Here is a 23519-nt window from a genome sequence, read left to right as displayed (position 1 = left end):
GGGCGCAATCTCAAGGGATATGCACGGTATCCGCCTTGGCCTCACGCTGCCCGGCCCAGTACTGGATCAGCTCGCGCAACTGCGACAGTTCAACTGGCTTGGCCATGTGCCCGTCCATCCCAGCCAGCCGGGCGCGCTCTTTGTGCTCGCTGAGAATATGCGCGGTCAAGGCCACCACCGGCGTGCGCTGGCGCTGGTTCTCGGTCTCCCAGATCCGCAACTGCTGAGTTGCCGAGAAACCATCGAGCACCGGCATTTCACAATCCATCAACACCAGGTCATACCGCCGCGCCTTCATCGCACGCAAGGCTTCTTCGCCATTGCTCGCGGTATCCGGCTCAAGGTTGAGCTTGCCGAGCATGCCGCGGATGACCTTGGTCGAGATGCTGTTGTCTTCGGCGACCAGTACCTGGAAGTCGCTTGGCAGCTCCAGCGGCACAGGCGCAATGCCGGCCAACGGCGGCGGCAGGGTCTGTTCGCGGCCGCGCTGGGCCAGCTCTTCGGCGAGGGTGGTCTTCAGCGTGTAGCCGGCCACCGGCTTGGCCAGGATACGCTTGACCCCGGCATTGCGCGCGATGACCTTGCTCGGCGCATTGCTGATGCCGGTGAGCATCACCACCAGGATGTCGTGGTTCAGGCTCGGGTCTTCCTTGATCTTCGCCGCCAGTTGCATGCCGGTCATGCCCGGCATGTTCTGGTCGAGCAGCACCGCATCGAAGTAGTCACGCAGGTGCGCCTTGGTCCGCAGCAAGGCCAGCGCCTCCTTGCCCGACGGCACGGCGCTGACGTTCATGCCCCAGGCGCTGCATTGCTGCACCAGCACCTTGCGGCAGGTGTCGTTGTCGTCGACCACCAGCACCCGCGCATCGCGCAAAGGGCCGTCGAGGTCGGCCGGCGGTTGCTCCAGGCGCGACGGGTCGAGCGGCAGGGTCAGCCACAGGGTGTTGCCCAGGTTGCTGCTGCTCTTGATGCCGAATTCGCCCTGCATCAGGCCGATCAGTTGCTTGGCTATCACCAGGCCGAGGTGGCCGCCGAGCTTGTTGCTGGAGAGGAACTGATGACTGTGCAGCTCGGCTTGCAGCAGGGCGTCACGCTCGGCTTGAGGCATGGCGGTGCCGCTGTCTTGCACGGCGATGCGCAAACGCGGCAGCTCGCCGCGTTGGTCGAGGGCGACAACCAGCAGGATTTCGCCCTGCTCGGTGTTTTTCAGGGCGTTTTCCAGCAGGCTCGACAGCGCCTGGCGCAGGCGCGTCGGGTCGCCGCTGATGACCCGCGGGACCTGCGGCTGGGTGAAGCTGATCAGCTCGATATTCTGCTGTTCGGCCTTGGCCCGGAAGATGTTCAGGCAGTCTTCGATCAGGGCGTTGAGGTCGAACTGGACATCATCCAGTTCGATCTGCCGCGACTCCAGCTTGGAGATGTCGAGGATCTCGTTGATCAGGGTCAGCAGCTCATTCCCGGCGCTGTGGATGGTCTGTACATAGTCGCGTTGCTTGACCGACAGCGGGGTGCCGAGCAACAGCTCGGTCATGCCCAGCACGCCGTTCATCGGGGTGCGGATCTCGTGGCTGATCTTGGCCAGGAACTCGGCCTTGGCGTTGATCTCGGCATCGCTGGCGGCCAGCGCCCGGCTGGCGCGGAAGCGCTCTTCATTGATTTTGCGCAGGCGCTCGCTGACGGCCAGGTTGAGCAGCAGACCGCTGCTCACCGTCAGGCCCATGAGTATGCACAGCAGCCACGGCGTCGAGGTGTGGGTCAGGCCGAGCAGCGCCGGCAGCAGTACCAGGCCGCCAACGTTGTAGACCAGCATGGCCAGGGTGAACAGCCGCGCCGGGCCATAGCCCTTGTACCAGTGATAGCTGCTGACCAGCAGCATGCTGACACTGCCGAGGGCGAGCAGGGCATAGGTCATCAGGTTGAGCGGCAGGGTATCGACGAACAGCAGCACCAGGCCGCTGACCGCGGCTACAAGCATTTCGCCGTGCAGCAGCCGGTTCAATCGAGGCGAGCCACACGGGCTGAAGAAATGCTGGGTGAAGTACAGCCCGGCCAGGCCTGCCATGACCAGGGTCAGGTAGGCGGCCGGGGTCTGGGCGCTGTGCCAGAGGTGCCACCAGGGCCCGCTGAGGTTGAGCAGGATCAGCGCACTGAGCAGCATCAAGCCATGGTAGAGGGCGAGGATCAGGGTGGTGCTGGAACGCGAGTAGAGAAAGCGGATCAGGTTGTGCAGGATGAGCATGACCAGGCCGCCGAACAACAGCCCGAACAGCAGCGGTCGGGTCTGGTCGGCAGCAGCCGTGGCGGCGGTCTCGAGGCTGATCGCTGGGCGCAGTTGGTGTTCCGAGACCAGGTGCAGGTAGACGTCCAGCGGCTGAGTGCTGTTGGGCAGCGGCAGCACATGGTCGCTGCCACGCAGGGTCGGGCTGGCGTTGCCGGCCTGGGGGCCGTGATGCAATTGGCGCAGCAGTTTTTGCCCGTCCAGTGCATACAGGTCAAGGCGTGACAGGTCGGGGGCGAAGACCCTGAGCAGACGTTCCTGCTCGCCGGGTTCAAGGCGATAGTGCAGCCACAGCGCTTGATCGGCTGAGGCAGCCTCCAGCTCGTTGAGCTGCAGGGGGCTGAATTGGTTGCGGTAGCGGTCGGAGCGCACGTCGCTCAGTTGCAGGTTGGCCTGTTCGTCGAGCAACATCGACCAGCCACCGCCTTGCTCGGCCGAAACCGGGAGCAGGCAGAGCAAGGTCAGCAAGCTGACAGTCAGGGCAATGGCAATCCGAAGCCGACGCAAGACGAAATCCCTTCTTAGCTGATGTGCCGGGTAACAACTATGCGCGGCGCGCCAAGGCGAAGGCAAGGCCCATCAGGGCCCTGTCGACGAGCCGAAGGCCATGCGCGGGCGGCGTCATGGCCATTCGGTGGTGCAGTGTTACTGGTGCTCACCGCGCTCGCGGGCAATGGCCCGGTAGCCGATGTCGTTACGGTAGAAGCTGCCATCCCAGCTGACTTCCTTGGCCAGGCGGTAGGCTTGCTGTTGCGCAGCCTCGACGGTCTGGCCCAGGGCGGTGGCGCAGAGCACGCGGCCGCCGCTGGTCACGACCTGACCATCCTGCAGTGCGGTACCGGCGTGGAACACCTTGCCTTCGAGCTTGGCAGCAGCGTCCAGGCCGCTGATCGCAGCGCCCTTGGCGTAGTCGGCCGGGTAGCCGCCAGCGGCCAGGACCACGCCCAGGCTTGGGCGCGGGTCCCATTGCGCTTCGACTTTATCCAGGGCCTTGGCGAAAGCAGCTTCGATCAGCAGGACCAGGCTCGACTCCAGGCGCAGCATGACTGGCTGGGTTTCCGGGTCGCCGAAGCGGCAGTTGAACTCGATGACCTTGGGGTTGCCCGCCTTGTCGATCATCAGGCCTGCATAGAGGAAGCCGGTGTAGACGTTGCCTTCCTCGGCCATGCCGCGCACGGTCGGCCAGATCACCTGGTCCATGACCCGCTGATGCACGTCGGCGGTAACCACCGGGGCTGGCGAGTAGGCACCCATGCCGCCGGTGTTCGGCCCAGTGTCGGCGTCGCCGACGCGCTTGTGGTCCTGGCTGGTGGCCATTGGCAGCACGTTGTGGCCGTCGACCATGACGATGAAGCTGGCTTCTTCGCCGTCGAGGAACTCTTCGATCACCACGCGTGAACCGGCTTCACCGAAGGCATTGCCGGCGAGCATGTCGCGCACGGCGTCTTCGGCTTCCTGCAGGGTCATGGCAACGATCACGCCTTTGCCCGCGGCCAGGCCGTCGGCCTTGATCACGATCGGCGCACCGACTTGTTGCAGGTAGGCCAGGGCCGGTTCGATCTCGGTGAAGTTCTGGTAGTCGGCGGTCGGGATCTTGTGGCGAGCCAGGAAGTCCTTGGTGAACGCCTTGGAACCTTCCAGCTGGGCCGCGCCCTTGGTAGGGCCGAAGCACTCCAGGTTGCGGCTGCGGAACAGGTCGACGACACCCGCGACCAGCGGTGCTTCAGGGCCGACGATGGTCAGCTGGACGTTCTGCTCGGCGAAGTCGGCCAGTTGCTCCAGGGCAGTGACCTGGATGTCGACGTTCTCGCACTTGGCTTCGGTGGCGGTGCCAGCGTTGCCTGGGGCGACGAAGACTTTTTCGACGCGTGGATCCTGGGCGACTTTCCAGGCCAGGGCGTGCTCACGGCCGCCGTTGCCGATGATCAAAACTTTCATGTCAAAAACCTCAGTGGTTTTCCGAGCGGCAGGCGAAGCCTACCGCGCTGTATTCGCTATACGAGGTCGCAACGCAGCAGATAGCTGCTTCAGTGCGGCCGGTTGCCGGGATCAGTGGCGGAAGTGGCGCATGCCGGTGAAGACCATCGCGATGCCAGCTTCGTCGGCGGCGGCGATCACTTCAGCATCACGCATCGAACCACCTGGCTGGATGACAGCGGTGATACCCACTTTAGCCGCATTGTCGATGCCATCACGGAACGGGAAGAACGCGTCCGAGGCCATCACCGCGCCCTGCACCTGCAGGCCTGCGTGCTCAGCCTTGATCGCGGCGATGCGCGCGGAGTTGACGCGGCTCATCTGGCCGGCGCCGACACCGATGGTCTGGCGCTGCTTGGCGTAGACGATGGCGTTGGACTTGACGAACTTGGCCACTTTCCAGGCGAAGATCAGGTCGTGGATCTCTTGCTCGCTTGGCGCGCGCTGGGTAACGATCTTCAGGTCATCGGCACCGATCATGCCGATATCGCGGCTCTGCACCAGCAGGCCACCGTTGACGCGCTTGAAGTCCCAACCGGCGCTACGCTCGGCGGGCCACTCGCCACACTCGAGCAGACGCACGTTCTGCTTGGCAGCGACCACGTCCCGGGCGGCCTGGGAGATCTTCGGCGCAATGATCACTTCAACGAACTGACGCTCGACGATGGCCTTGGCGGTTTCGCCGTCCAGCTCGCGGTTGAAGGCAATGATGCCGCCGAAGGCCGACTCGGTGTCGGTGGCGTAGGCCAGCTCGTAAGCCTGGCGGATGCCGCCTTCGTTGTCCGGGACCACGGCAACGCCGCATGGGTTGGCATGCTTGACGATGACGCAGGCTGGCTTGACGAAGCTCTTCACGCACTCCAGCGCGGCGTCGGTATCGGCCACGTTGTTGAACGACAGTTCCTTGCCTTGCAGCTGGGTGGCGGTGGAGATGCTCGCCTCGCCCTTGTTCGCTTCAACGTAGAACGCCGCGCTCTGGTGCGGGTTCTCGCCGTAGCGCATTTCCTGGGCCTTGACGAACTGGCTGTTGAAGGTGCGCGGGAACTGGCTGCGGCCTTCGGTGCTGAGGGTCTCGACGGTCTGGTTAACAGTGCCCATGTAGTTGGCGATCATGCCGTCGTAGGCGGCGGTGTGTTCGAACGCCTTGAGCATCAGGTCGAAACGCTGAGCGTAGGTCAGGCCGCCGGCCTTGAGGTTTTCCAGCACCTGGGCGTAGTCACTGGCGTTGACCACGATGGCCACGTCTTTGTGGTTCTTGGCCGCCGAGCGGACCATGGTCGGGCCACCGATGTCGATGTTCTCGATCGCGGTCGGCAGGTCACAGCCTGGCTTGGCGATGGTGGCTTCGAACGGGTACAGGTTGACTGCAACCAGGTCGATCGGCTTGATGCCGTGCTCGTTCATGATCGCGTCGTCGGTGCCGCGACGACCGAGGATACCGCCGTGGATCTTCGGATGCAGGGTCTTCACCCGGCCGTCCATCATTTCAGCGAAGCCGGTGTAGTCGGCCACTTCCACCGCGTCGACGCCGTTGTCCTTGAGCAGCTTGTAGGTGCCACCGGTGGACAGGATCTCGACACCGAGCTGTTGCAGCTCACGAGCGAATTCGAGGATCCCGGTCTTGTCGGAGACGCTGATCAGGGCGCGGCGGATCGGCAGGCGGGTAGTCTGGTCGGTCATTTCGGATTCCATAACGCGGTGGAGTCAGCAAAAAAGGCGCCTCTTTCGGAGTCGCCTTTTCTGATTGGGATTCTGGCTTTACAGCAAGTCGTATTGCTTGAGCTTCTTGCGCAGGGTACCTCGGTTGAGCCCGAGCATCTCACTGGCCTTGGTCTGGTTGCCCTTGACGTAGTTCATCACACTTTCGAGCAGCGGCGCCTCGACCTCCGAGAGCACCAGGTTGTACACGTCCGTGACGGAGGCGCCTTCGAGGTGGGCGAAGTAGTTGTGCAGCGCCTTCTCGACGCTGTCGCGAAGGGTCTGACCCTCCTCGCTCGGCGTATTGAGGTGCTGTTTGAGGTTGGCGTTGTCGCTCACGGGCGTTGTTCCACTCACTAAAGTCTCGGTCATCATCGTCATGCGGCCACCCCTGTTCCGTCCTTTGTTTCAAGGCTCTGTCGACCTTCGCGGAAAAATTCGCGAACGTTGGCGCACTGCGCGTGTGTCTCATCCAAAGCGTTGAACCGGGAGCGAAACTCCTTGCCGCCGGGTCTTGTCGCCAGGTACCAGCCAACGTGCTTACGGGCGATACGTACGCCCATCACATCGCCATAGAAGGCATGCAGCGCGGCAAGGTGCTCCAGCAAAATGCGTTCTACCTCGTCCAGCCCAGGGGCTGGCAGATGCTGGCCGGTCCGCAGGTAATGCTCGATCTCGCGGAAAATCCACGGCCGCCCTTGAGCGGCACGGCCGATCAGCAGGCCGTCGGCTCCGGTGGCGTCGAGCACCGCCCAGGCCTTTTCTGGCGAGGTGATATCGCCGTTGGCAAATACCGGGATCGACACCGCCTGCTTGATCGCAGCGATGGTGTCGTACTCGGCTTCGCCGGTGTACAGGTCGGCGCGTGTGCGGCCATGCACCGCTAGCGCCTGAATGCCGGCCTGCTCGGCGATCTTTGCCACGTTCAGGCCGTTCTTGCTCGCCCGGTCCCAGCCGGTGCGGATCTTCAGGGTCACCGGCACGTCCACAGCGCCGACGACGGCATGGACGATCTCGCTGACCAAGGCTTCATCTCTCAATAAAGCAGAGCCTGCGGCCTTGTTGCAGACTTTTTTTGCCGGGCAGCCCATGTTGATATCGATGATCTGCGCGCCTGCCTCGACATTCGCCCGGGCCGCCGCTGCCATCATCTGCGCATCACCGCCGGCGATCTGCACCGAGCGTGGCTCGGGATCACCTTCGTGGATGCGGCGCAGACGCGACTTGCGGCTGTCCCACAGGGTCATGTCGCTGCTGACCATTTCCGAGACCACCATGCCGGCACCAAGGCGTTGGCAAAGCGTGCGGAAAGGTTGGTCCGTAACCCCGGCCATGGGCGCAAGGATCAGGTTGTTTTGCAGTGTATATGGGCCGATGCGTACCGCCGACATAGGTGTTCCCTGTTGTGGGGCCGAATCATTGGAGTTCGAAAAAGGGTTGGCATAATACCCGCTCTCGATGACCGGATAAAGATCAATCTGGATAAAATCTGAACAGTTACGGCCTTATGCCTCTGGGTTCTGGACAGCCTTCCGGCGCCGGTAAACCGGCAGCCGGGCGGGCGAATCATTCCGGGGAGCGGAAGCTGAGGCTGTAGTTCACGGCCTTGGCGCCTGGGTCGAGGATATCCAGCGCGATGTGGATCGGCGTCTGGCTGGGCATCTCGCCGCGACCGGCCAGTTCACCGGAGAGGTATTCGCTGGGTTTGAAGCGACGGCTGGCGATCAACTGGCCGTTGAGATCGGCGAAACGCAGCTCGAGCAGGGGGAAGGGCTGGGCGAAGGGGGCGCGGTTGTAGATGATCGCGTCGACGATCAGCGCACCCTTGAAGTCCGGATGGCTACGGACCACCAGGTTGCTGCTCTTGATCCGGCCGATGTCGACCCGGGTCGGCACCTTGCAGCCGAACATCGGGCAGAGTTGCTGGAACCACGGCCGGTACTGGTCCTGGCGGGCCATCTCGTCGAAGTGGTACCAGATGTACTGGAAGGCCAGCAGGCCGGCCGCGAACAGGGTCAGCAAGCCCCACAGCAGGCGCTTGCCCCAGTTGACCTTGGGCTTTTGCCAGTCCAGCTGCAACGGGTCGTCGACCACATCGATCAACGGCTCCTTGCGTCTGGTGGTGCGGGCATTCAGGCCGGGTTCGATGCGCGTGTCGGGGGCGTGCTCGGTCCCGTCGACGTCATCGTCGTCACGCGCCGACAGGCGCTCGCGACGCTCCTCGTGATCAAGCGCCGACAGGCCTTTCTCGCCGGGCGCCTGGTCATCGGTTGCGGCCAGGCGGTCTTGCTCGCGCACGGCCGGTTCGATCTCGTCGAGGTCGAACGAGGGCTGCTGGCGCAGGGGCTCTTCTTCTGGTCCCAGGTCCAGGCTCAGGGTCGGCTCGGTACGCTCGCCCGGCGCGAGTTCGAGCGCCAAAGGCTCGGCCTCGACCAGTGGCGGCTGGGGCTCATCCAGTGCTGCTGGCTCTGCCAGGGGCTCGTCGGTGGCGTTGCCGAAGGGTTGGTCGGCGTGCGCGTCGGGGCCGTGGTCATCGCGTCGCGCCTGCAACGAATCGTTGCGTGGCGCGGCCTGGCTTTCTCCTGGCGGGCTGCGCCGATCCGCTACCGGGCCGCGGCGCTCCATGTCGGCCAGGGCCTGGTCCAGGTCGAGCTCATCCAGCGCTTGCGAGGTGCTTGCCCAGTCGTCCTCAGCGAGCGGCAGCGGCTCGCGCTGTAGCGGCGGCACGGGCACTACCGGGGTAGCCGGGACGACAGCCGTCGGCGCCTCCACCGGCAACGCTGGAGCAGGCTGCGCCGTGGCGGCGCGGTTCTGCTCGAGCAACTGCTTGGCGGCGTTGAAGACCTGCAGGCACTGGCCGCACCGGACCACCCCGCGGGCCACACTCAACTGGTGGTGAGTGACACGAAAGCTGGTCTGGCAATGCGGGCACTGGGTGACGAAACTGTCGGTCATGCGGCGATCCGGGGGGCTGTGCAGGAAGTTATTCTAGGCCTGCCGAGCGACGGCGGCCACTGATGCGCACCCAACCGTCGCGCACGACGATCGGATCCAGCTCGAAGTCGGCAGCATAGGCGGCAGCGACTTCTTCGCCTTGTTCGGCAAGGATACCCGACAGGGCCAGCAGGCCCCCGGGACGAACCAGCCCGGCCAGTTGCGGGGCCAGCGAAACCAGAGGCCCGGCGAGGATATTGGCGACCAGCACGTCGGCCTGCATGGCCGGCATCTGCTCGGGCAGGTACAGGGCGAACAGTGCTTCGGCGATGCCATTGCGCCCGGCGTTGTCGCGCGAAGCTTCCAGCGCCTGTACGTCGATGTCGGTGCCGACCGCTTCACGCGCGCCGAGCAGCAGCGCGGCAATGGCGAGGATGCCCGAGCCGCAACCGAAGTCCAGTACCTGGGTGCCTTCGAGCTGTTGGCCATCGAGCCATTCCAGGCACAGGGCGGTGGTCGGGTGGGTGCCGGTGCCGAATGCCAGGCCGGGGTCGAGTAGCAGGTTGACGGCGTCCTTCTCGGGGGCCTCGTGCCAGCTTGGCACGATCCACAGCCGACGGCCGAAGCGCATTGGCTGGAAGTTGTCCATCCAGCTGCGTTCCCAGTCCTGATCCTCGATCACTTCGGCGTGGTGTTCGGGCAGTTCGGCGCTGGTCAGCAGGCGCAGGTGAGCGAACACCTGGTCTGGTTCAGCATCGGCCTCGAACAGGGCCAGCAGGTGAGTGTGCGACCACAGTGGTGTGGTGTTGAGGTCCGGCTCGAAGATCGGCTGGTCTTCGGCGTCCATGAAGGTCACCGAGACAGCGCCTACTTCCAGCAGGGCATCTTCGTAGGTTTCGGCTTGTTCTGGGCTGATGGCCAGGCGTACTTGCAGCCAGGGCATGGCGGGTACCTTTGATGAATCGGGTTGAGGGCAGCGCGGGGGCTGCGCGAAGGAGGGGAGTTTACTTGAGTGTGGGGTTTTCTGCATGCATCAGCGCCCCCTGCATAACCGGTATCCGCGCCTCGGCCCTCCGCTGCGCTGCGGGTTCCCTCACTCCGGTCTTGCTCCGGGAGGACCGCGCTGTACGGCCCCTCCTGGGCCTCCACCTCCCTGCGCAAGACCTCCACTCGGCCTCCTGAAGTCGCGAAGTTACGGGCGGCGTCTGGGCTGGCGTTGTTTTTGATAGTGGCATGGGTGGTGGATATTCGGGCCTCTTCGCGGGGCAAGCCCGCTCCTACAGGTATAGCGCCGAACCCAAAATCTGCGCCCATCTTGTAGGAGCGGGCTTGTCCCGCGAAGAGGCCGGTACTGCCAATGCAAATCGCAGGGCGCAGCCCTGCCAGCCACACCACAAATCTGCTGGAAAATAAACAAAGCGAGAGCGCAGCGATTCGCCTGCCGTTGCCCTGGCTGTTGAGTTGCGGGCGGCGTCTGGGTTGGCGTTGTTTTCGATAATGGCAGGTGGGGTGGGTATTCGGGCCTCTTCGCGGGGCAAGCCCGCTCCTACAGGTATAGCGCCGAACCCAAAATCTGCGCCCATCCTGTAGGAGCGGGCTTGTCCCGCGAAGAGGCCGGTACTGCCAATGCAAATCGCAGGGCACAGCCCTGCCAGCCACCCCATAAATCTCCTGGAAAATAAACAAAGCGAGAGCGCAGCGATTCGCCTGCCGTTGCCCTGGCTGTTGAGTTACGGGCGGCGTCTGGGTTGGCGTTGTTTTCGATAATGGCAGGTGGGGTGGGTATTCGGGCCTCTTCGCGGGGCAAGCCCGCTCCTACAGGTATAGCGCCGAACCCAAAATCTGCGCCCATCCTGTAGAAGCGGGCTTGCCCCGCGAAGAGGCCGGTACTAGCAACGCAAATCGCAGGGCGCAGCCCCCAACCCATCCATGAAACCCCCAAAAAAAACCCCGGCACCAGGCCGGGGTTTTTCACATCATCAACTCAAGATCAATCCTGGTTAGCCAGTTTGTGCTCAAGGTAATGAATGTTGACGCCACCTTTGCAGAAACCTTCATCGCGCACCAGATCACGGTGCAGCGGGATGTTGGTCTTGATGCCGTCGACGACGATTTCGTCCAGGGCATTGCGCATGCGCGCCATGGCCTCGTCGCGGTCCTTGCCGTAGGTGATCAGCTTGCCGATCAGCGAGTCATAGTTCGGTGGTACCGAATAGCCGCTGTACAGGTGCGAATCGACCCGCACGCCATTGCCACCCGGGGCATGGAAGTGCTTGACCGTGCCCGGGCTCGGAATGAACTTGCGCGGGTCTTCGGCGTTGATCCGGCACTCCAGCGAGTGACCACGGATGACCACGTCTTCCTGGGTGAACGACAGCTTGTTGCCAGCGGCGATGCTGAGCATCTCCTTGACGATGTCGATGCCAGTGACCATCTCCGACACCGGATGCTCAACCTGAACGCGGGTGTTCATCTCGATGAAGTAGAAGCTACCGTTCTCGTAGAGGAACTCGAACGTGCCGGCGCCACGGTAGCCGATCTCGATGCAGGCATCGACGCAACGCTTGAAGACTTCCTGACGCGCTTTCTCATCAATGCCCGGGGCCGGCGCTTCTTCCAGAACCTTCTGGTGACGACGCTGCAGCGAGCAGTCGCGGTCGCCGAGGTGGATGGCGTTGCCCTGGCCGTCGGAGAGTACCTGGACTTCCACGTGACGTGGATTGGTCAGGAACTTCTCGAGGTAGACCATCGGGTTGCCGAACGCAGCACCGGCTTCGGTACGGGTCAGCTTGGCCGAAGAGATCAGGTCCTCTTCCTTGTGCACCACGCGCATGCCGCGACCACCACCGCCACCGGCGGCCTTGATGATCACCGGATAACCGACCTGGCGAGCAATCGCCAGTGCGGTTTCTTCGTCTTCCGGCAGCGGGCCGTCAGAGCCCGGTACAGTCGGTACGCCGGTCTTGATCATGGCGTCCTTGGCCGACACCTTGTCGCCCATCAGGCGAATGGTGGCAGCGGTCGGGCCGATGAAGGCAAAACCGGATTTCTCGACCTGCTCGGCGAAGTCGGCGTTTTCCGCCAGGAAGCCATAGCCAGGGTGAATGGCAGTGGCGCCCGTCACTTCGGCGGCGGCGATGATCGCCGGGATGTGCAGGTAGGAATCTTTGGACGAAGCAGGACCAATGCAGACCGACTCGTCTGCCAGGCCCAGGTGCATCAGTTCGCGGTCAGCCGTGGAGTGAACGGCGACGGTCTTGATGCCCAGCTCTTTGCAGGCACGCAGGATCCGCAGGGCAATTTCCCCACGGTTGGCGATCAGGACTTTTTCCAGCTTCCCAGACATCGTTGGCTCTCCGCGAATCAAACGACGGTGAACAGCGGCTGGTCGAACTCAACCGGCTGACCGTCTTCCACCAGGATGGCGTCGATGACACCGCCGATTTCGGCTTCGATGTGGTTCATCATCTTCATTGCTTCGACGATGCACAGGGTGTCGCCCTTCTTGATGCTCTGCCCGACTTCAGCGAAGTTTGGCGAGGTCGGCGACGGCTTGCGGTAGAAGGTACCGACCATCGGCGAGCGCACCACGGTGCCTTTCAGGGCAGGCGCAGCGGCTTCGGCGGCAGGGGCGGCAGCAACCGGAGCAGCAGCGACAGGGGCGGCGGCCATCGGTTGTGGTGCGAAGTATTGCTGGGCAGCTGGGGTCTTGCTGTGACGGCTGATGCGAACGGACTCTTCGCCTTCCTTGATCTCCAGTTCGTCGATGCCGGACTCTTCCAGCAGTTCGATCAGCTTTTTGACTTTACGGATATCCATTAATCAGCAACTCCCAAGGTTCGGTCGGGGACGTAATTTGAAAACGTGTCGAAAACGTTTCTCTATGGCCTCGGCCCGCAAGGGCCAAGGCTTTGTGTCATCAGGGCTGTGCGTTGCCAGCCAGGTGTTCCAGCGCAGACTCCAGGGCCAACCGGTAGCCGGTGGCGCCCAGGCCGCAGATCACGCCTACCGCCACATCGGAGAAGTAGGAGTGGTGCCGGAACGGTTCACGCTTGTGCACGTTGGACAGGTGCACTTCGATGAATGGGATGCTCACCGCCAGCAATGCGTCACGTAATGCGACGCTGGTGTGGGTGAAAGCAGCCGGATTGATCAGGATGAAGTCGACGCCTTCGTTACGGGCAGCGTGGATACGTTCGATCAATTCGTATTCGGCATTGCTCTGCAGGTACTGCAGATGGTGGCCAGCGGCGCGGGCACGCTGCTCCAGGTCCTGGTTGATCTGGGCGAGGGTGGCGGCACCGTAGTGACCCGGCTCGCGAGTCCCGAGCAGGTTGAGGTTGGGGCCGTGCAGCACCAGTAGCGTTGCCATCTGCGGGTTCCTTGGTCTTGTAGGGCAATTCGACATGCGCGGCGACTATGCCGCAAACCGACCACGAGTGTCCAGTTCCCTGCAATAGCCAGCACGATGTCCGAGATTCGCGCAAAGTATGTGACCAGATGATTAACTCTGGTCATGTATGACGAGAAATGTCCCGGTCAGCGGGAAGTTATAGACCGAGTTTGCCGCGTACGCGCGCGAGAACTTCTGCAAAATCGCCGGCGTTTATTTCGCCAACCACCCGATCGCTGCTCATTTCGCTGCCGTTCGCGGCAAAGAAAATCAGCGCTGGCGGGCCGAACAGCTGGTAGCGGTCGAGCAGCGTGCGCTGCTCGGCATTGCTTTCGGTGATGTCGAAACGCAGCAGCTTGAACCCGCCCAGCTGCGCCTGCACCGCAGTCGCCGGGAGCACCTCGTGCTCGATCACCTTGCAACTGATGCACCAGTCGGCGTACCAGTCGAGCAGGACCGGCTGGCCGGCGGCCTTGGCCTCGGCCAGCGCGGCATCCAGCGCCGCCGGGGTGGTGACGGTCTGCCAGGCATCCGCCGCGACCGGCGCTGCCAGCGCGTTGCTTGCCTGGGGCGGGGCGGGCAGCGGGCGCAGCGGGTCGCCCTGACCGCTCAAGGCGCCGTACCAGCAGGCCAGTGCATAGACCAGCAGGGCCAGGCCAAGCAACTGTGCCAGGCGCTCGCGCGGGCTCTTCACAACCAACTCCAGCGTACCGAGGAACAGCGCCACGCCAGCGGCCAGCAGGCCAATCAGGAGCAAGGTGGCCGGGCCGGGCAGCACCCGGCTCAGCAGGCCGATGGCCAGTCCCAGCAGGAGCACGCCGATGGCGTTCTTGACGGTGTTCATCCAGGCACCGCTCTTCGGCAGCCAGGCGGCGCCACCGGTAGCGATCAGCAGCAGCGGGGCGCCCATGCCCAGGCCCAGGGCAAACAGCTTCAAGGCGCCACCGAGTGCGTCACCACTGGCGCTGATATACAGCAGGGCACCTGCCAGTGGTGCTGAAACGCACGGCGAGACGAGCAGACTGGAGAGCACGCCGAGGACTGCCGCACCTAACAGTGAGCCGCCTTTGGTGCGATTGGCGACGCCGGCCAGGCGGTTGCTCAAGGCCTGAGGCAGCTTCAGTTCGAACAGGCCGAACATGGCCAGCGCGAACAGCACGAAGAACAACGCAAACGGCACCAGGACCCAGGCCGATTGCAACCGCGCCTGCAGGTTCAGGCCGGCGCCGAATACGCCCATCAGCGCGCCAAGCAGGGCAAAGCAGGCGGCCATCGGCAGCACGTAGGCAAGCGACAGGCTGAGGCCACGCCAGCCACCGACCTGACCGCGCAGGACCACCCCAGAGAGGATCGGCAGCATCGGCAGCACGCAGGGGGTAAATGTCAGGCCGACGCCAGCGAGGAAGAACAGCACCAGCGACTTCCAGCTCCAGCCCTGCTCTGCACTGGCGGGTACGCCGCTGCCTTGGCCATCGATGGCCAGGCGCACGGTTTCCGGCGGATAGCACAGGCCTTTGTCGGCGCAGCCCTGGTAGCCGACCAGCAAGGTGAAGGCGCGTGAGTCGGCGGCGGGGCGGGGGACCTCGATGTCGACGACGCCGTGGTACACCTCGACATCGCCGAAGAATTCATCGTGCTTGGCTTCGCCCGGCGGGATCTGCGCGGTGCCCAGGGCAATGTCGGCCGGCTCGCTGCGGAACTGGAAGCGGTGGCGGTACAGGTAGTAGCCGTCGGTGGCGACGAAGCGCAGTTTGATGCTGTGGGCGTCGCTGCCGACCAGGCTGAGCTTGAAGGCCTCGTGCACGGGCAGGAAGTCGGCGCTGTTGTTCAGCGAGGATGCGCCAAGGGTGGCGCTGGGGCGGTTGTCGAGCAGGCCGGAGGCGAAAGCCGGGCTGGCCAGCAGCAGGAACAGCAGGAAAAACAGGCGGCGCATGGCGGACTCGCGAGGTGGAACGTGGGGGCATGATAACGGAGTTGCCGCAGATTTTGCTTGCCTCGGCCTGGCGCACGACACATGGCCGCTGGATCTGCGGGTGGCCTGTTGCGGCCTCTTCGCGGGGCAAGCCCGCTCCTACAGGTGGGGTGTCGTTGATGAATTGGCGTACGGCCAGATCACCACCGTCCCTGTAGGGGCGGGCTTGCCCCGCGAAAGGGCCATGACAGGCACCCCCTCAGACCCTGAACGCCCGCACCGCCGTATTCAACTCGCCGCCCAGCTTGAGCAACTGCTCGCCCTGTTCGCGGCCCTCGCCAATACGCTGCAGATTATCCTCACCCAGCGCATGAATCCGCTCACTGTGGTCACGGATCTCGCTCACTGCACCAGTCTGCTGGGCGGTCACGTCGGCAATGCGCACCGCCGTCTGGGCAATGGTCTGGATGGCACTGACAATCTCATCCAGCGCGCCATCGGCCGCCTGCGCCTGGCTGGCGGTCGCTTCAGCGTGCTCCAGCTGGATGCGCATGCCATTCACCGATTCGCGGGCGGCCAATTGCAGTCGGTCGATCAAGGCCTGGATCTCACCCGTGGCACCCGTGGTGCGCTGGGCCAGCGAGCGCACTTCATCGGCCACCACGGCAAAACCACGGCCCATCTCGCCGGCGCGGGCGGCCTCGATGGCGGCATTCAGCGCCAGCAGGTTGGTCTGCTCGGCAATCGAGCGGATCACCGTCAGCACGCTACCGATGGTCGCCGATTCCTCGGCCAATTGTTCGATCAACTGAGCATTGCCCTGCACTTCATCGACCAGCGTGCGCAGGCCGGACAAGCTCTGGCCGATCACCGCCTGGCCATGCTCGACGGCGCGACCGGCATCATGGCTGGCGTCAGCCGCCGAGCTGGCGTCGCCGGCCACCTGCTGGATGGTCGCCTCGAGCTCGCCAAGGGCGTCGCGAATCTGCGCGGTGTCGCCGGCCTGGCGTTCGGCGCCCACGTGCAAGGCGCTGCTCATGCCGGCCAGGGCATGGCTGCTGCCGGCAACCTGCTCGGCATTGGCCCTGAGCGTGCCGACCAACTGCACCAGGTACTGCCGCAGGCGATTGAGTGAAGCTTCGATATCGTGCAGCTCGCGGTTGGTCTTGCCCAGGCCGATGGGCGCGGCGAAATCGCCTTCGGCCCAGCGCGACAGGGCTGGCGCGAGGCTGCTCAGGGTACCGGTCAAGCGCCGCTGCAGGCGGTCGATAAGCAGGGCGATGAGCAGGATCAGGCCGATCATCAGGCCTTGGATGATGCGCACCTCGGCGGCGATCTGGCCATGCTGGGCACGCACCTGCGGTTCCAGGGCGGCGATGGCCTGCTGCACGGCGTCGAGACGCTCGCCAGTGCTGGCGGCCAGGGCGGCGCGGTGCTGGATCAGCTCGCGGGTGCGTTGCAGCTCGGCGGGGTAGCGCGCGAGCAGGCTGTGCAGTTCGCGCTTGAGGCCCACGGCGATATCTTCCTGCTCAGTGCTGGCCTGGCTTTCCAGGCCCATCAAGGCGGCGAAGTCATCGGCGTTGGAGTCGGCGGCGCGGGTTACCCCGAGCAGGGGCAGGGCGTCGATCAGTTCGGCTTGGGTGCGGATCAGTTGCAGTTCACGTTCAACCTCGTCAGCCAGTTCGGCGCGGCCACTGCTCACCAGTTTGTCGCGGGCCAGCGACAGCCGGCCGAGGTGAATCGAAGCCTCCAGCAGCGGCACCAGGTAGCGCGGCGCTTCGCTGTTGCCGCCCTCGCGGGCATATCCCGCCAGTTGTTCGAGGTTGGCGCCAAGTTCGCGCTCGGCTTGCAGCAGCAGGGCTTGCGGGTCGCCGGCGAGCTTGCCGGCCGCCAGCAATTGGTTGCTGCTGAAGGCCAGCAGGTTGTCAAGGCTCGGGCGCAGTTGTTCGGCCAGTGTCGGCGGCCAGTCGGCGAGGGCCTGCTGCAGCGCCTGGGTGGCTTGCTGGGCCGCTGCGTGGCGCAGGGCGTCGCCGCTGGCCAGGTAGGCCTGGGTATTGCGCGCAGCCTGGTTCTGGAACTGCTGGGACAGGTTCAGGTAGCGTTCCATCAGCTGATAAGGGCGCTCCAGGGCGCGTTGCGACCACCACAGGGTCGCGCCCAGGGCGATGCATACGGTTACCAGCAACAGGGTGTTGAAATTGGTCAGCCACTTCAGGCGCATGGCGCGAACTTCCGGCGGGCGGGGGGAGGTAGGTGCCTGAAGTTATTGCGGTTTTGTGACGTGGTGATGACGGCGGGGGCTTGGCGTCAGAAAAAAAGTGGCGTTTTGCCTTTATGGCGTGCAGGGGCCGCTTTGCGGTCGCAGATGCTCAGGTTTGCCCAAAGCGCTGCAGCGCAGCCCCTAGGGCTCTACTCGCACCACGCAGTTGCGCCCGGCATGCTTGGCCCGGTACAGCGCCTGGTCGGCCGCACTGGCCATGGTCAGCGCATCATGCTCATCATCCAGTTGCACCACGCCAGCACTGAACGAGCAGTGCAAGTCGTGCGGCTGCGCCGGGTAGAGAATCTCGGCGAAGCGTTGGCGGATCTCGTCGAGCACTCTATGCGCTGCTGCCAGCGGCGTATTGGGCATGACGATGGCGAACTCTTCACCGCCATAACGGCCAATGTAGTCGCTCTTGCGCAGGCGCTGCTTGAGAAACAGCGCCAGGCTCTTGATTACGCGGTCACCCATGGGATGCCCATGACGGTCATTGATCTTCTTGAAGTGATCGATATCGAGCATGGCAAAGCTCAACGGTTGCGCCTCGCGACGGGCGCGGAAGCTGCAATCCTCGAGCAGCTGGAGGATGTGGGTGTGGTTGTACAAGCCAGTCAGGCTGTCACGGACCATGCGCGCCTTGAGGTGGCGAGCGCGGGCGGCGCGGGTACGCACGGTGGTCACCAGATGACGCGAACGGATCGGCTTGGTCAGGAAGTCGTCACCGCCTTCGCTCATGGCATCGAGCTGCTTGTCGAGGTCGTCCTCGGCCGAGAGGTAGATGATCGGCACGCTGACGTAGCGGTCATTGTGGCGGATAACCTTGGCCAGCTCGGTCCCGGTGCAGCCCTGCATGTACATGTCGAGGATGACCAGGTCGGGCTGAAAGTCGGCCAGCTCGGCCATGGTCCTGATCGGCTCGGTCAGGGTGCGGGTGATCATCCCGGCATTGTTGAGCAGGCGTTCGGTGTGCATGGCCTGGGCACGCGAGTCATCGATGATCAGCACCCGAAACGGATCGTATTGGGTAGCGCTGGTCAGCAGTTCGACTTTCTCCAGCAGGCTGGAGGCCTCGAGGATGCCGGTGAGAAACTCCTGGCCACCGGCGCGCACGGCGGCCAGCCGGGTCGGTGTGTCGGCTTCGTGCAGGCTGAAGAACAGCAGCGGAATGTGTTGCAGCAGGCCCTGCTGAGCCTTCGCTGCCAGCAGCAGCCCGCAGCCAGGGCCAGAGAAGTCGACGTCCATGATGATCGCCGAAGGCGGCCGTTCGCTCAGCGAAGCAGCAAAGGCCTCGGGGCTGGACAGCGCCTGCACCGCCAGACCGAAGAATTGCAGCTGCTGGGCAAGGCGCTCGGCGCGATCATGGTCTTGCAACAGGATATAGACAGGCTTGCGCAGCGCGGGCAGCGACACCGTGTGCAACGGATCATCTTTGCGCAGGCCGGGACGCAGCAGGCGCTGCTGCAGAAGGCGCGGTTGGCACGGCTCGGCTGGCTGGGTCATGTCCTGGCTACATTATTGGAAGGAGGGTGCAGGTTCGATGATGGCTCTATGCTAGCACCCCTTTTCCGACAAGCGCGTGTTCCATGTCAACAATGCGTTTACGGACGTATATTCAGTTGCCGACTGCTGGGTCGCTTATGCGTAAGGCGATGTCTGCTTTATAGTGCTGCGATGTGAGCTTGCCGTGGCACCCTGGCCGAGACCTGAGGTCCAAGCTCTGAACCGTCGTGACTGATTAAGGACAATGCCATGCTGGACTGGAAAAACCGCGAGGCCAACGCCGAGCCCCGCGAGCGGGTAGAGACCCGTGGCGCCGCTACCCGAAGCTACCTGGGAGGCCTCTGGAGCCGTGCCCTGGGGACGCTGATCGGGCTGTACCTGCTGGTCTGTATCGGCCTTGGCTGGTACTGGAGCCAGGAGCCGGAGCTGTTCCCGGTGCAGCAGAATGCCCTGGTCACGTCCGAGCGTACCGGCCATAAGATGGTGATCGGCTACACCACTATCGAAACCTTGAAGACCGTGGCCGGCACGCTGCTGGACAAGCCGGGTGGCTATATTTCCAACGACCGTTTCCCGCCGGGCCTGTGGATGGACAACATGCCGAGCTGGGAATACGGCGTGCTGGTTCAGGTGCGTGACCTGTCGCGCGCCCTGCGCAAGGATTTCGCCCGTTCGCAATCGCAGTCGACTGAAGACGCCGACCTGGCCAAGGCCGAGCCGCGCTTCAACTTCGACAACAAGAGCTGGATCCTGCCGTCGAGCGAATCTGAATTCGAAGAGGGCATCAAGTCGCTGAACCGCTACCAGGCTCGCCTGGCTGCAGGTGACCAGGGCGCGATCTTCTACACCCGTGCCGACAACCTCAACAACTGGCTGGGCGATGTCGCCACCCGCCTGGGCTCGCTGTCCCAGCGCCTCTCGGCGAGTGTGGGTCGGGTCAAGCTCAACAGCACCCTGAAGACTGAAACCGTGGTCGCTGGCCAGGTGCCGCAGCTCGACGAAGAGCTGGTGGAAACCCCGTGGATGCAGATCGACAATGTCTTCTATGAGGCGCGCGGCCAGGCTTGGGCGCTGTCGCACCTGCTGCGTGCGATCGAAGTCGACTTTGCCGACGTGCTGGCGAAGAAGAACGCCACGGTCAGCGTGCGCCAGATCATTCGTGAGCTGGAAGCGTCGCAGGAAGCCCTGTGGAGCCCGATGGTGCTCAACGGCAGCGGCTTTGGCATGTGGGCCAACCACTCGCTGGTGATGGCCAACTATATTTCCCGTGCCAACGCTGCGGTGATCGATCTGCGTCAGTTGCTGTCGCAGGGTTGAGGATGTCGATCAGCCCCGCTGAGGCCGCGCATCGCGCGGCCTCCGACCTCGAACTGATCGCCTGGGTGGATGACGCCGATGAACCACTCGGTGCGCTGCCGCGGGCCGAGCTGCGCAACGCCGGGCTGATCGGCCGTGGCACCTTCATTCTGCTGTTCAACAGTGCCGGAGAGCTGTGCATCAATCGCCGCTCGTTGAGCAAGGCGGTGTACCCGGGCTACTGGGATGTGGCAGCTGGAGGCATGGTCGGGGCTGACGAGAGTTACCCCCAATCGGCAGCCAGGGAGCTTGAGGAAGAGCTTGGGGTCAGCGGCGTCGAGCTGAGCTTTCACGAGAAGTTCTTCTTTGACCAGCCGGGCAACCGGCTCTGGTGCGCAGTGTTTTCAGCGGTCTGGGACGGGTCGCTGAAGCTGCAGCCTGAAGAGGTTATCGAAGCCCGCTTTGCCAGCCTTGCCCAGGTTGAACAGGAGCGGCAGCAGATGCCGTATTGCCCGGATTCGCTGGCTGCCTTGCAGCGCTATCAGGCTGCGCGTGTGCGCTAGCGGCCAAGGGTCGCAAAACACGCGTAAAATGGCGCATTCAAGTACTTAGCAATCGGCGCATTTATCGTTACACTGCGCGCCCTTTTCGGGCTGTCGCAGGATCTGCGCCAGTAGCGCCGCCCCTGCCAGAGTGGGGCTTCGCGGTCGGTTCCAGGCAACGGCGCCGACCAGTTTTTGTCCTCAGCAAGAGGAACAAAAGTGGCCAAGAAAGCTTCTTCCTTCTCCGCCCTTGGCGGTCTCGTGTATTCCACCGATGCCGGTCGTCATTGCCCCGAGTGCGGCAAGCCGGCAGACGCCTGCATCTGCAAGCAGCAAGTCATCCCCGACGGTGACGGTATCGCCCGCGTGCGCCGCGAAAGCAAAGGCCGCGGCGGCAAGACCGTGACCACTGTCACTGGCGTGCCCCTGGCCCTGGAGCCGCTCAAGGAACTGGCAGCGACGCTCAAGCGCCGCTGCGGTACTGGCGGTGCCTTGAAGGACGGCGTCATCGAGATCCAGGGCGACCACGTCGAGCTACTGCTCGCCGAACTGACCAAGCAGGGCTTCAAGGCGAAAAAATCCGGCGGTTGATGCCGCCAGGGGGATTTTTGCCCAGGGCTTTCTAAACTCGTTTGCGTCGTCAGGGTCTATCCCTGGACATGGACGAATCGTCATTTTCAGTTTCTACACTGCCAGCGCCTCCCGGTGGGGCAGTGTCTTCGACTTATCTACAGGGGACTTGAATGTCCGTACGACGCACACGCAAAGACGATGGTAGCCAGTGGACCGTGGCCGACAGCCGCAGTGTTTATGGCATCCGCCATTGGGGCGCTGGTTACTTCGCCATCAATGAAGCCGGGCGCGTCGAAGTGCGCCCCAACGGCCCCGACAGCGCCCCGATCGACCTCTTCGAGCAGGTTGACGAGCTGCGCCAGAGCGGCCTGTCGCTGCCGCTGCTGGTGCGCTTCCCGGATATCCTGCAAGACCGCGTTCGCCAGCTGACCGGTGCCTTCGACGCCAACATCGCGCGCCTCGAGTACCAGAGCGAGTACACCGCGTTGTACCCGATCAAGGTCAACCAGCAGGAAGCGGTGGTCGAGAACATCATCGCCACCCAGAACGTCTCGATCGGCCTCGAAGCCGGTTCCAAGCCCGAGCTGCTGGCTGTGCTGGCCTTGGCGCCGAAGGGCGGCACCATCGTCTGCAACGGCTACAAGGACCGCGAGTTCATTCGCCTGGCGCTGATGGGCCAGAAGCTTGGCCATAACGTGTTTATCGTTATCGAGAAGGAGTCCGAGGTCGCCCTGGTGATCGAAGAGGCCGCCGAGCTCAAGGTCAAGCCACAGGTCGGCCTGCGTGTGCGGCTGTCGTCGCTGGCCTCGAGCAAGTGGGCTGACACCGGTGGCGAGAAGTCCAAATTCGGTTTGTCGGCGGCCCAGCTGATCTCGGTGGTCGAGCGCTTCCGCGCGGCCGGCCTGGATCAGGGCATTCGCCTGCTGCACTTCCACATGGGCTCGCAGATCGCCAACCTGGCCGACTACCAGCACGGCTTCAAGGAAGCCATCCGTTACTACGGCGAGCTGCGCGCGCTGGGCCTGCCGGTCGATCACATCGACGTCGGTGGTGGCCTGGGTGTCGACTACGACGGTACCCACTCGCGCAATGCCAGCTCGATCAACTACGACATCGACGATTACGCCGCTGTCGTGGTCGGTATGCTCAAGGAGTTCTGTGACGCTCAGGGCCTGCCGCACCCGCACATCTTCTCGGAGAGCGGCCGCGCCCTGACCGCGCACCATGCCATGCTGGTGGTGCAGGTGACCGACGTCGAGAAGCACAACGACGAAGTGCCGCTGATCGAGAACAAGGAAAGCCTGCCGGAGACCGTGCAGTGGCTGGTCGACCTGCTGGGCCCGACCGACATCGAGATGGTCACCGAGACATACTGGCGCGCGACTCACTACATGGGCGACGTGGCCGCGCAGTACGCTGACGGCAAGCTGACCCTGGCGGAGAAGGCCCTGGCCGAGCAGTGCTACTTTGCCGTCTGCCGGCGCTTGCACAACTCGCTCAAGGCGCGTCAGCGCTCGCACCGCCAGGTACTCGACGAGCTCAACGACAAGCTCTCCGACAAGTACATCTGCAACTTCTCGGTGTTCCAGAGCCTGCCCGACACCTGGGCCATCGGCCAGGTCTTGCCGATCCTGCCGCTGCACCGCCTCGACGAAGAGCCGCTGCGCCGCGCCGTGCTGCAAGACCTGACCTGCGACTCCGACGGCAAGATCAACCAGTACGTCGACGAGCAGAGCATCGAGACCAGCTTGCCGGTGCATGGTATCAACGAGGGTGAGGATTACCTGCTGGGGATTTTCCTGGTCGGTGCCTATCAGGAGATTCTCGGCGACATGCACAACCTGTTTGGTGACACCGACTCGGTGAACATCTACCAGAATGCCGATGGCAGTGTGTACCACGCCGGGATCGAGACCCACGACACCATCGAAGACATGTTGCGTTACGTGCACCTGTCGCCGGAGGAGTTGATGACCCACTACCGTGACAAGGTCGCCAGCGCCAAGATCACCGCCCGCGAGCGTACCCAGTACCTGGATGCGCTGCGGTTGGGGCTGACCCGGTCTTCGTACCTGTCGTCGTAACGCTTCGGGGCCGCTCCCACCTGGGGATTCTGTGGGACCGGCCTTGTGTCGCGACATGAGGGCGCAGCC

General features: G+C 63.8%; 17 protein-coding genes. 4 read left to right on the top strand and 13 right to left on the bottom strand.

All coding sequences use genetic code 11. The features are described from left to right. Positions 1-10: 10 nt before the first annotated feature. From J3B00_RS25470 to J3B00_RS25410, 13 genes are all read right to left on the bottom strand, one after another. On the bottom strand, positions 11-2785 hold the full coding sequence (locus tag J3B00_RS25470) for a hybrid sensor histidine kinase/response regulator (protein ID WP_209873987.1): 2775 nt from the start codon (positions 2783-2785) through the stop codon (positions 11-13). A gap of 138 nt (positions 2786-2923) precedes the next feature. Beyond that, positions 2924-4216 (bottom strand): phosphoribosylamine--glycine ligase, encoded by a 1293-nt coding sequence (gene purD, locus J3B00_RS25465; protein WP_209873984.1) that lies wholly within the window; start codon positions 4214-4216, stop codon positions 2924-2926. Positions 4217-4327: 111 nt separating this feature from the next. Continuing rightward, a complete protein-coding gene (gene purH / locus J3B00_RS25460; RefSeq protein WP_209873982.1) occupies positions 4328-5935 on the bottom strand; it encodes a bifunctional phosphoribosylaminoimidazolecarboxamide formyltransferase/IMP cyclohydrolase in 1608 nt (535 codons plus the stop codon). Positions 5936-6013: 78 nt separating this feature from the next. Then, a complete protein-coding gene (gene fis / locus J3B00_RS25455; protein WP_101316071.1) occupies positions 6014-6334 on the bottom strand; it encodes a DNA-binding transcriptional regulator Fis in 321 nt (106 codons plus the stop codon). Continuing rightward, a complete protein-coding gene (dusB, locus tag J3B00_RS25450; protein ID WP_209873980.1) occupies positions 6331-7344 on the bottom strand; it encodes a tRNA dihydrouridine synthase DusB in 1014 nt (337 codons plus the stop codon). The genes fis and dusB overlap by 4 nt, the downstream gene beginning before the upstream one ends. A 175-nt stretch (positions 7345-7519) precedes the next feature. Beyond that, positions 7520-8908, bottom strand: coding sequence for a DUF3426 domain-containing protein (locus J3B00_RS25445; protein WP_209873969.1), 1389 nt, complete (start codon positions 8906-8908; stop codon positions 7520-7522). A 28-nt stretch (positions 8909-8936) separates the two neighbouring features. After that, the gene (gene prmA / locus J3B00_RS25440; protein WP_209873966.1) at positions 8937-9830 is read right to left on the bottom strand and encodes a 50S ribosomal protein L11 methyltransferase; all 894 of its coding nucleotides are present in this window, start codon (positions 9828-9830) and stop codon (positions 8937-8939) included. A 1047-nt stretch (positions 9831-10877) separates the two neighbouring features. Continuing rightward, positions 10878-12233 (bottom strand): acetyl-CoA carboxylase biotin carboxylase subunit, encoded by a 1356-nt coding sequence (accC, locus tag J3B00_RS25435; RefSeq protein WP_209873963.1) that lies wholly within the window; start codon positions 12231-12233, stop codon positions 10878-10880. A gap of 17 nt (positions 12234-12250) precedes the next feature. After that, positions 12251-12706, bottom strand: a complete 456-nt coding sequence (accB, locus tag J3B00_RS25430; protein WP_209873960.1) for an acetyl-CoA carboxylase biotin carboxyl carrier protein — start codon at positions 12704-12706, stop codon at positions 12251-12253. Between the two features lie 100 nt (positions 12707-12806). Further along, the gene (aroQ, locus tag J3B00_RS25425; RefSeq protein WP_209873957.1) at positions 12807-13259 is read right to left on the bottom strand and encodes a type II 3-dehydroquinate dehydratase; all 453 of its coding nucleotides are present in this window, start codon (positions 13257-13259) and stop codon (positions 12807-12809) included. Positions 13260-13437: 178 nt separating this feature from the next. Next, the gene (locus J3B00_RS25420; RefSeq protein ID WP_209873954.1) at positions 13438-15213 is read right to left on the bottom strand and encodes a protein-disulfide reductase DsbD; all 1776 of its coding nucleotides are present in this window, start codon (positions 15211-15213) and stop codon (positions 13438-13440) included. A 238-nt stretch (positions 15214-15451) separates the two neighbouring features. Next, positions 15452-17413 carry a methyl-accepting chemotaxis protein gene (locus J3B00_RS25415; protein WP_209873951.1) on the bottom strand — a complete coding sequence of 654 codons (1962 nt, stop codon included), beginning with the start codon at positions 17411-17413 and terminating at the stop codon, positions 15452-15454. Positions 17414-17593: 180 nt separating this feature from the next. Next, the gene (locus J3B00_RS25410; protein ID WP_209873948.1) at positions 17594-18955 is read right to left on the bottom strand and encodes a diguanylate cyclase; all 1362 of its coding nucleotides are present in this window, start codon (positions 18953-18955) and stop codon (positions 17594-17596) included. Between the two features lie 249 nt (positions 18956-19204). On the opposite strand from J3B00_RS25410, the gene J3B00_RS25405 reads away from it, so the two are divergent. The 4 genes from J3B00_RS25405 (at position 19205) to speA (ending at position 23450) form a co-directional block, all read left to right on the top strand. After that, positions 19205-20272, top strand: coding sequence for a DUF2333 family protein (locus J3B00_RS25405; protein WP_209873945.1), 1068 nt, complete (start codon positions 19205-19207; stop codon positions 20270-20272). A gap of 2 nt (positions 20273-20274) precedes the next feature. Next, the gene (locus J3B00_RS25400) at positions 20275-20814 is read left to right on the top strand and encodes an NUDIX hydrolase (RefSeq protein WP_209873941.1); all 540 of its coding nucleotides are present in this window, start codon (positions 20275-20277) and stop codon (positions 20812-20814) included. 198 nt (positions 20815-21012) lie between these two features. After that, on the top strand, positions 21013-21384 hold the full coding sequence (locus J3B00_RS25395) for a translation initiation factor Sui1 (RefSeq protein WP_209873939.1): 372 nt from the start codon (positions 21013-21015) through the stop codon (positions 21382-21384). Between the two features lie 152 nt (positions 21385-21536). Further along, positions 21537-23450, top strand: a complete 1914-nt coding sequence (gene speA, locus J3B00_RS25390) for an arginine decarboxylase (RefSeq protein WP_209873937.1) — start codon at positions 21537-21539, stop codon at positions 23448-23450. The last annotated feature ends 69 nt before the right edge of the window (positions 23451-23519 follow it).

The organism is Pseudomonas sp. BP8 (assembly GCF_017875955.1).
In the GTDB taxonomy this organism is placed as follows: Bacteria; Pseudomonadota; Gammaproteobacteria; order Pseudomonadales; family Pseudomonadaceae; genus Aquipseudomonas.
The sequence above is the reverse complement of the archived record's forward strand: the minus strand, read 5'-3'. Positions and strand labels throughout refer to the sequence as shown.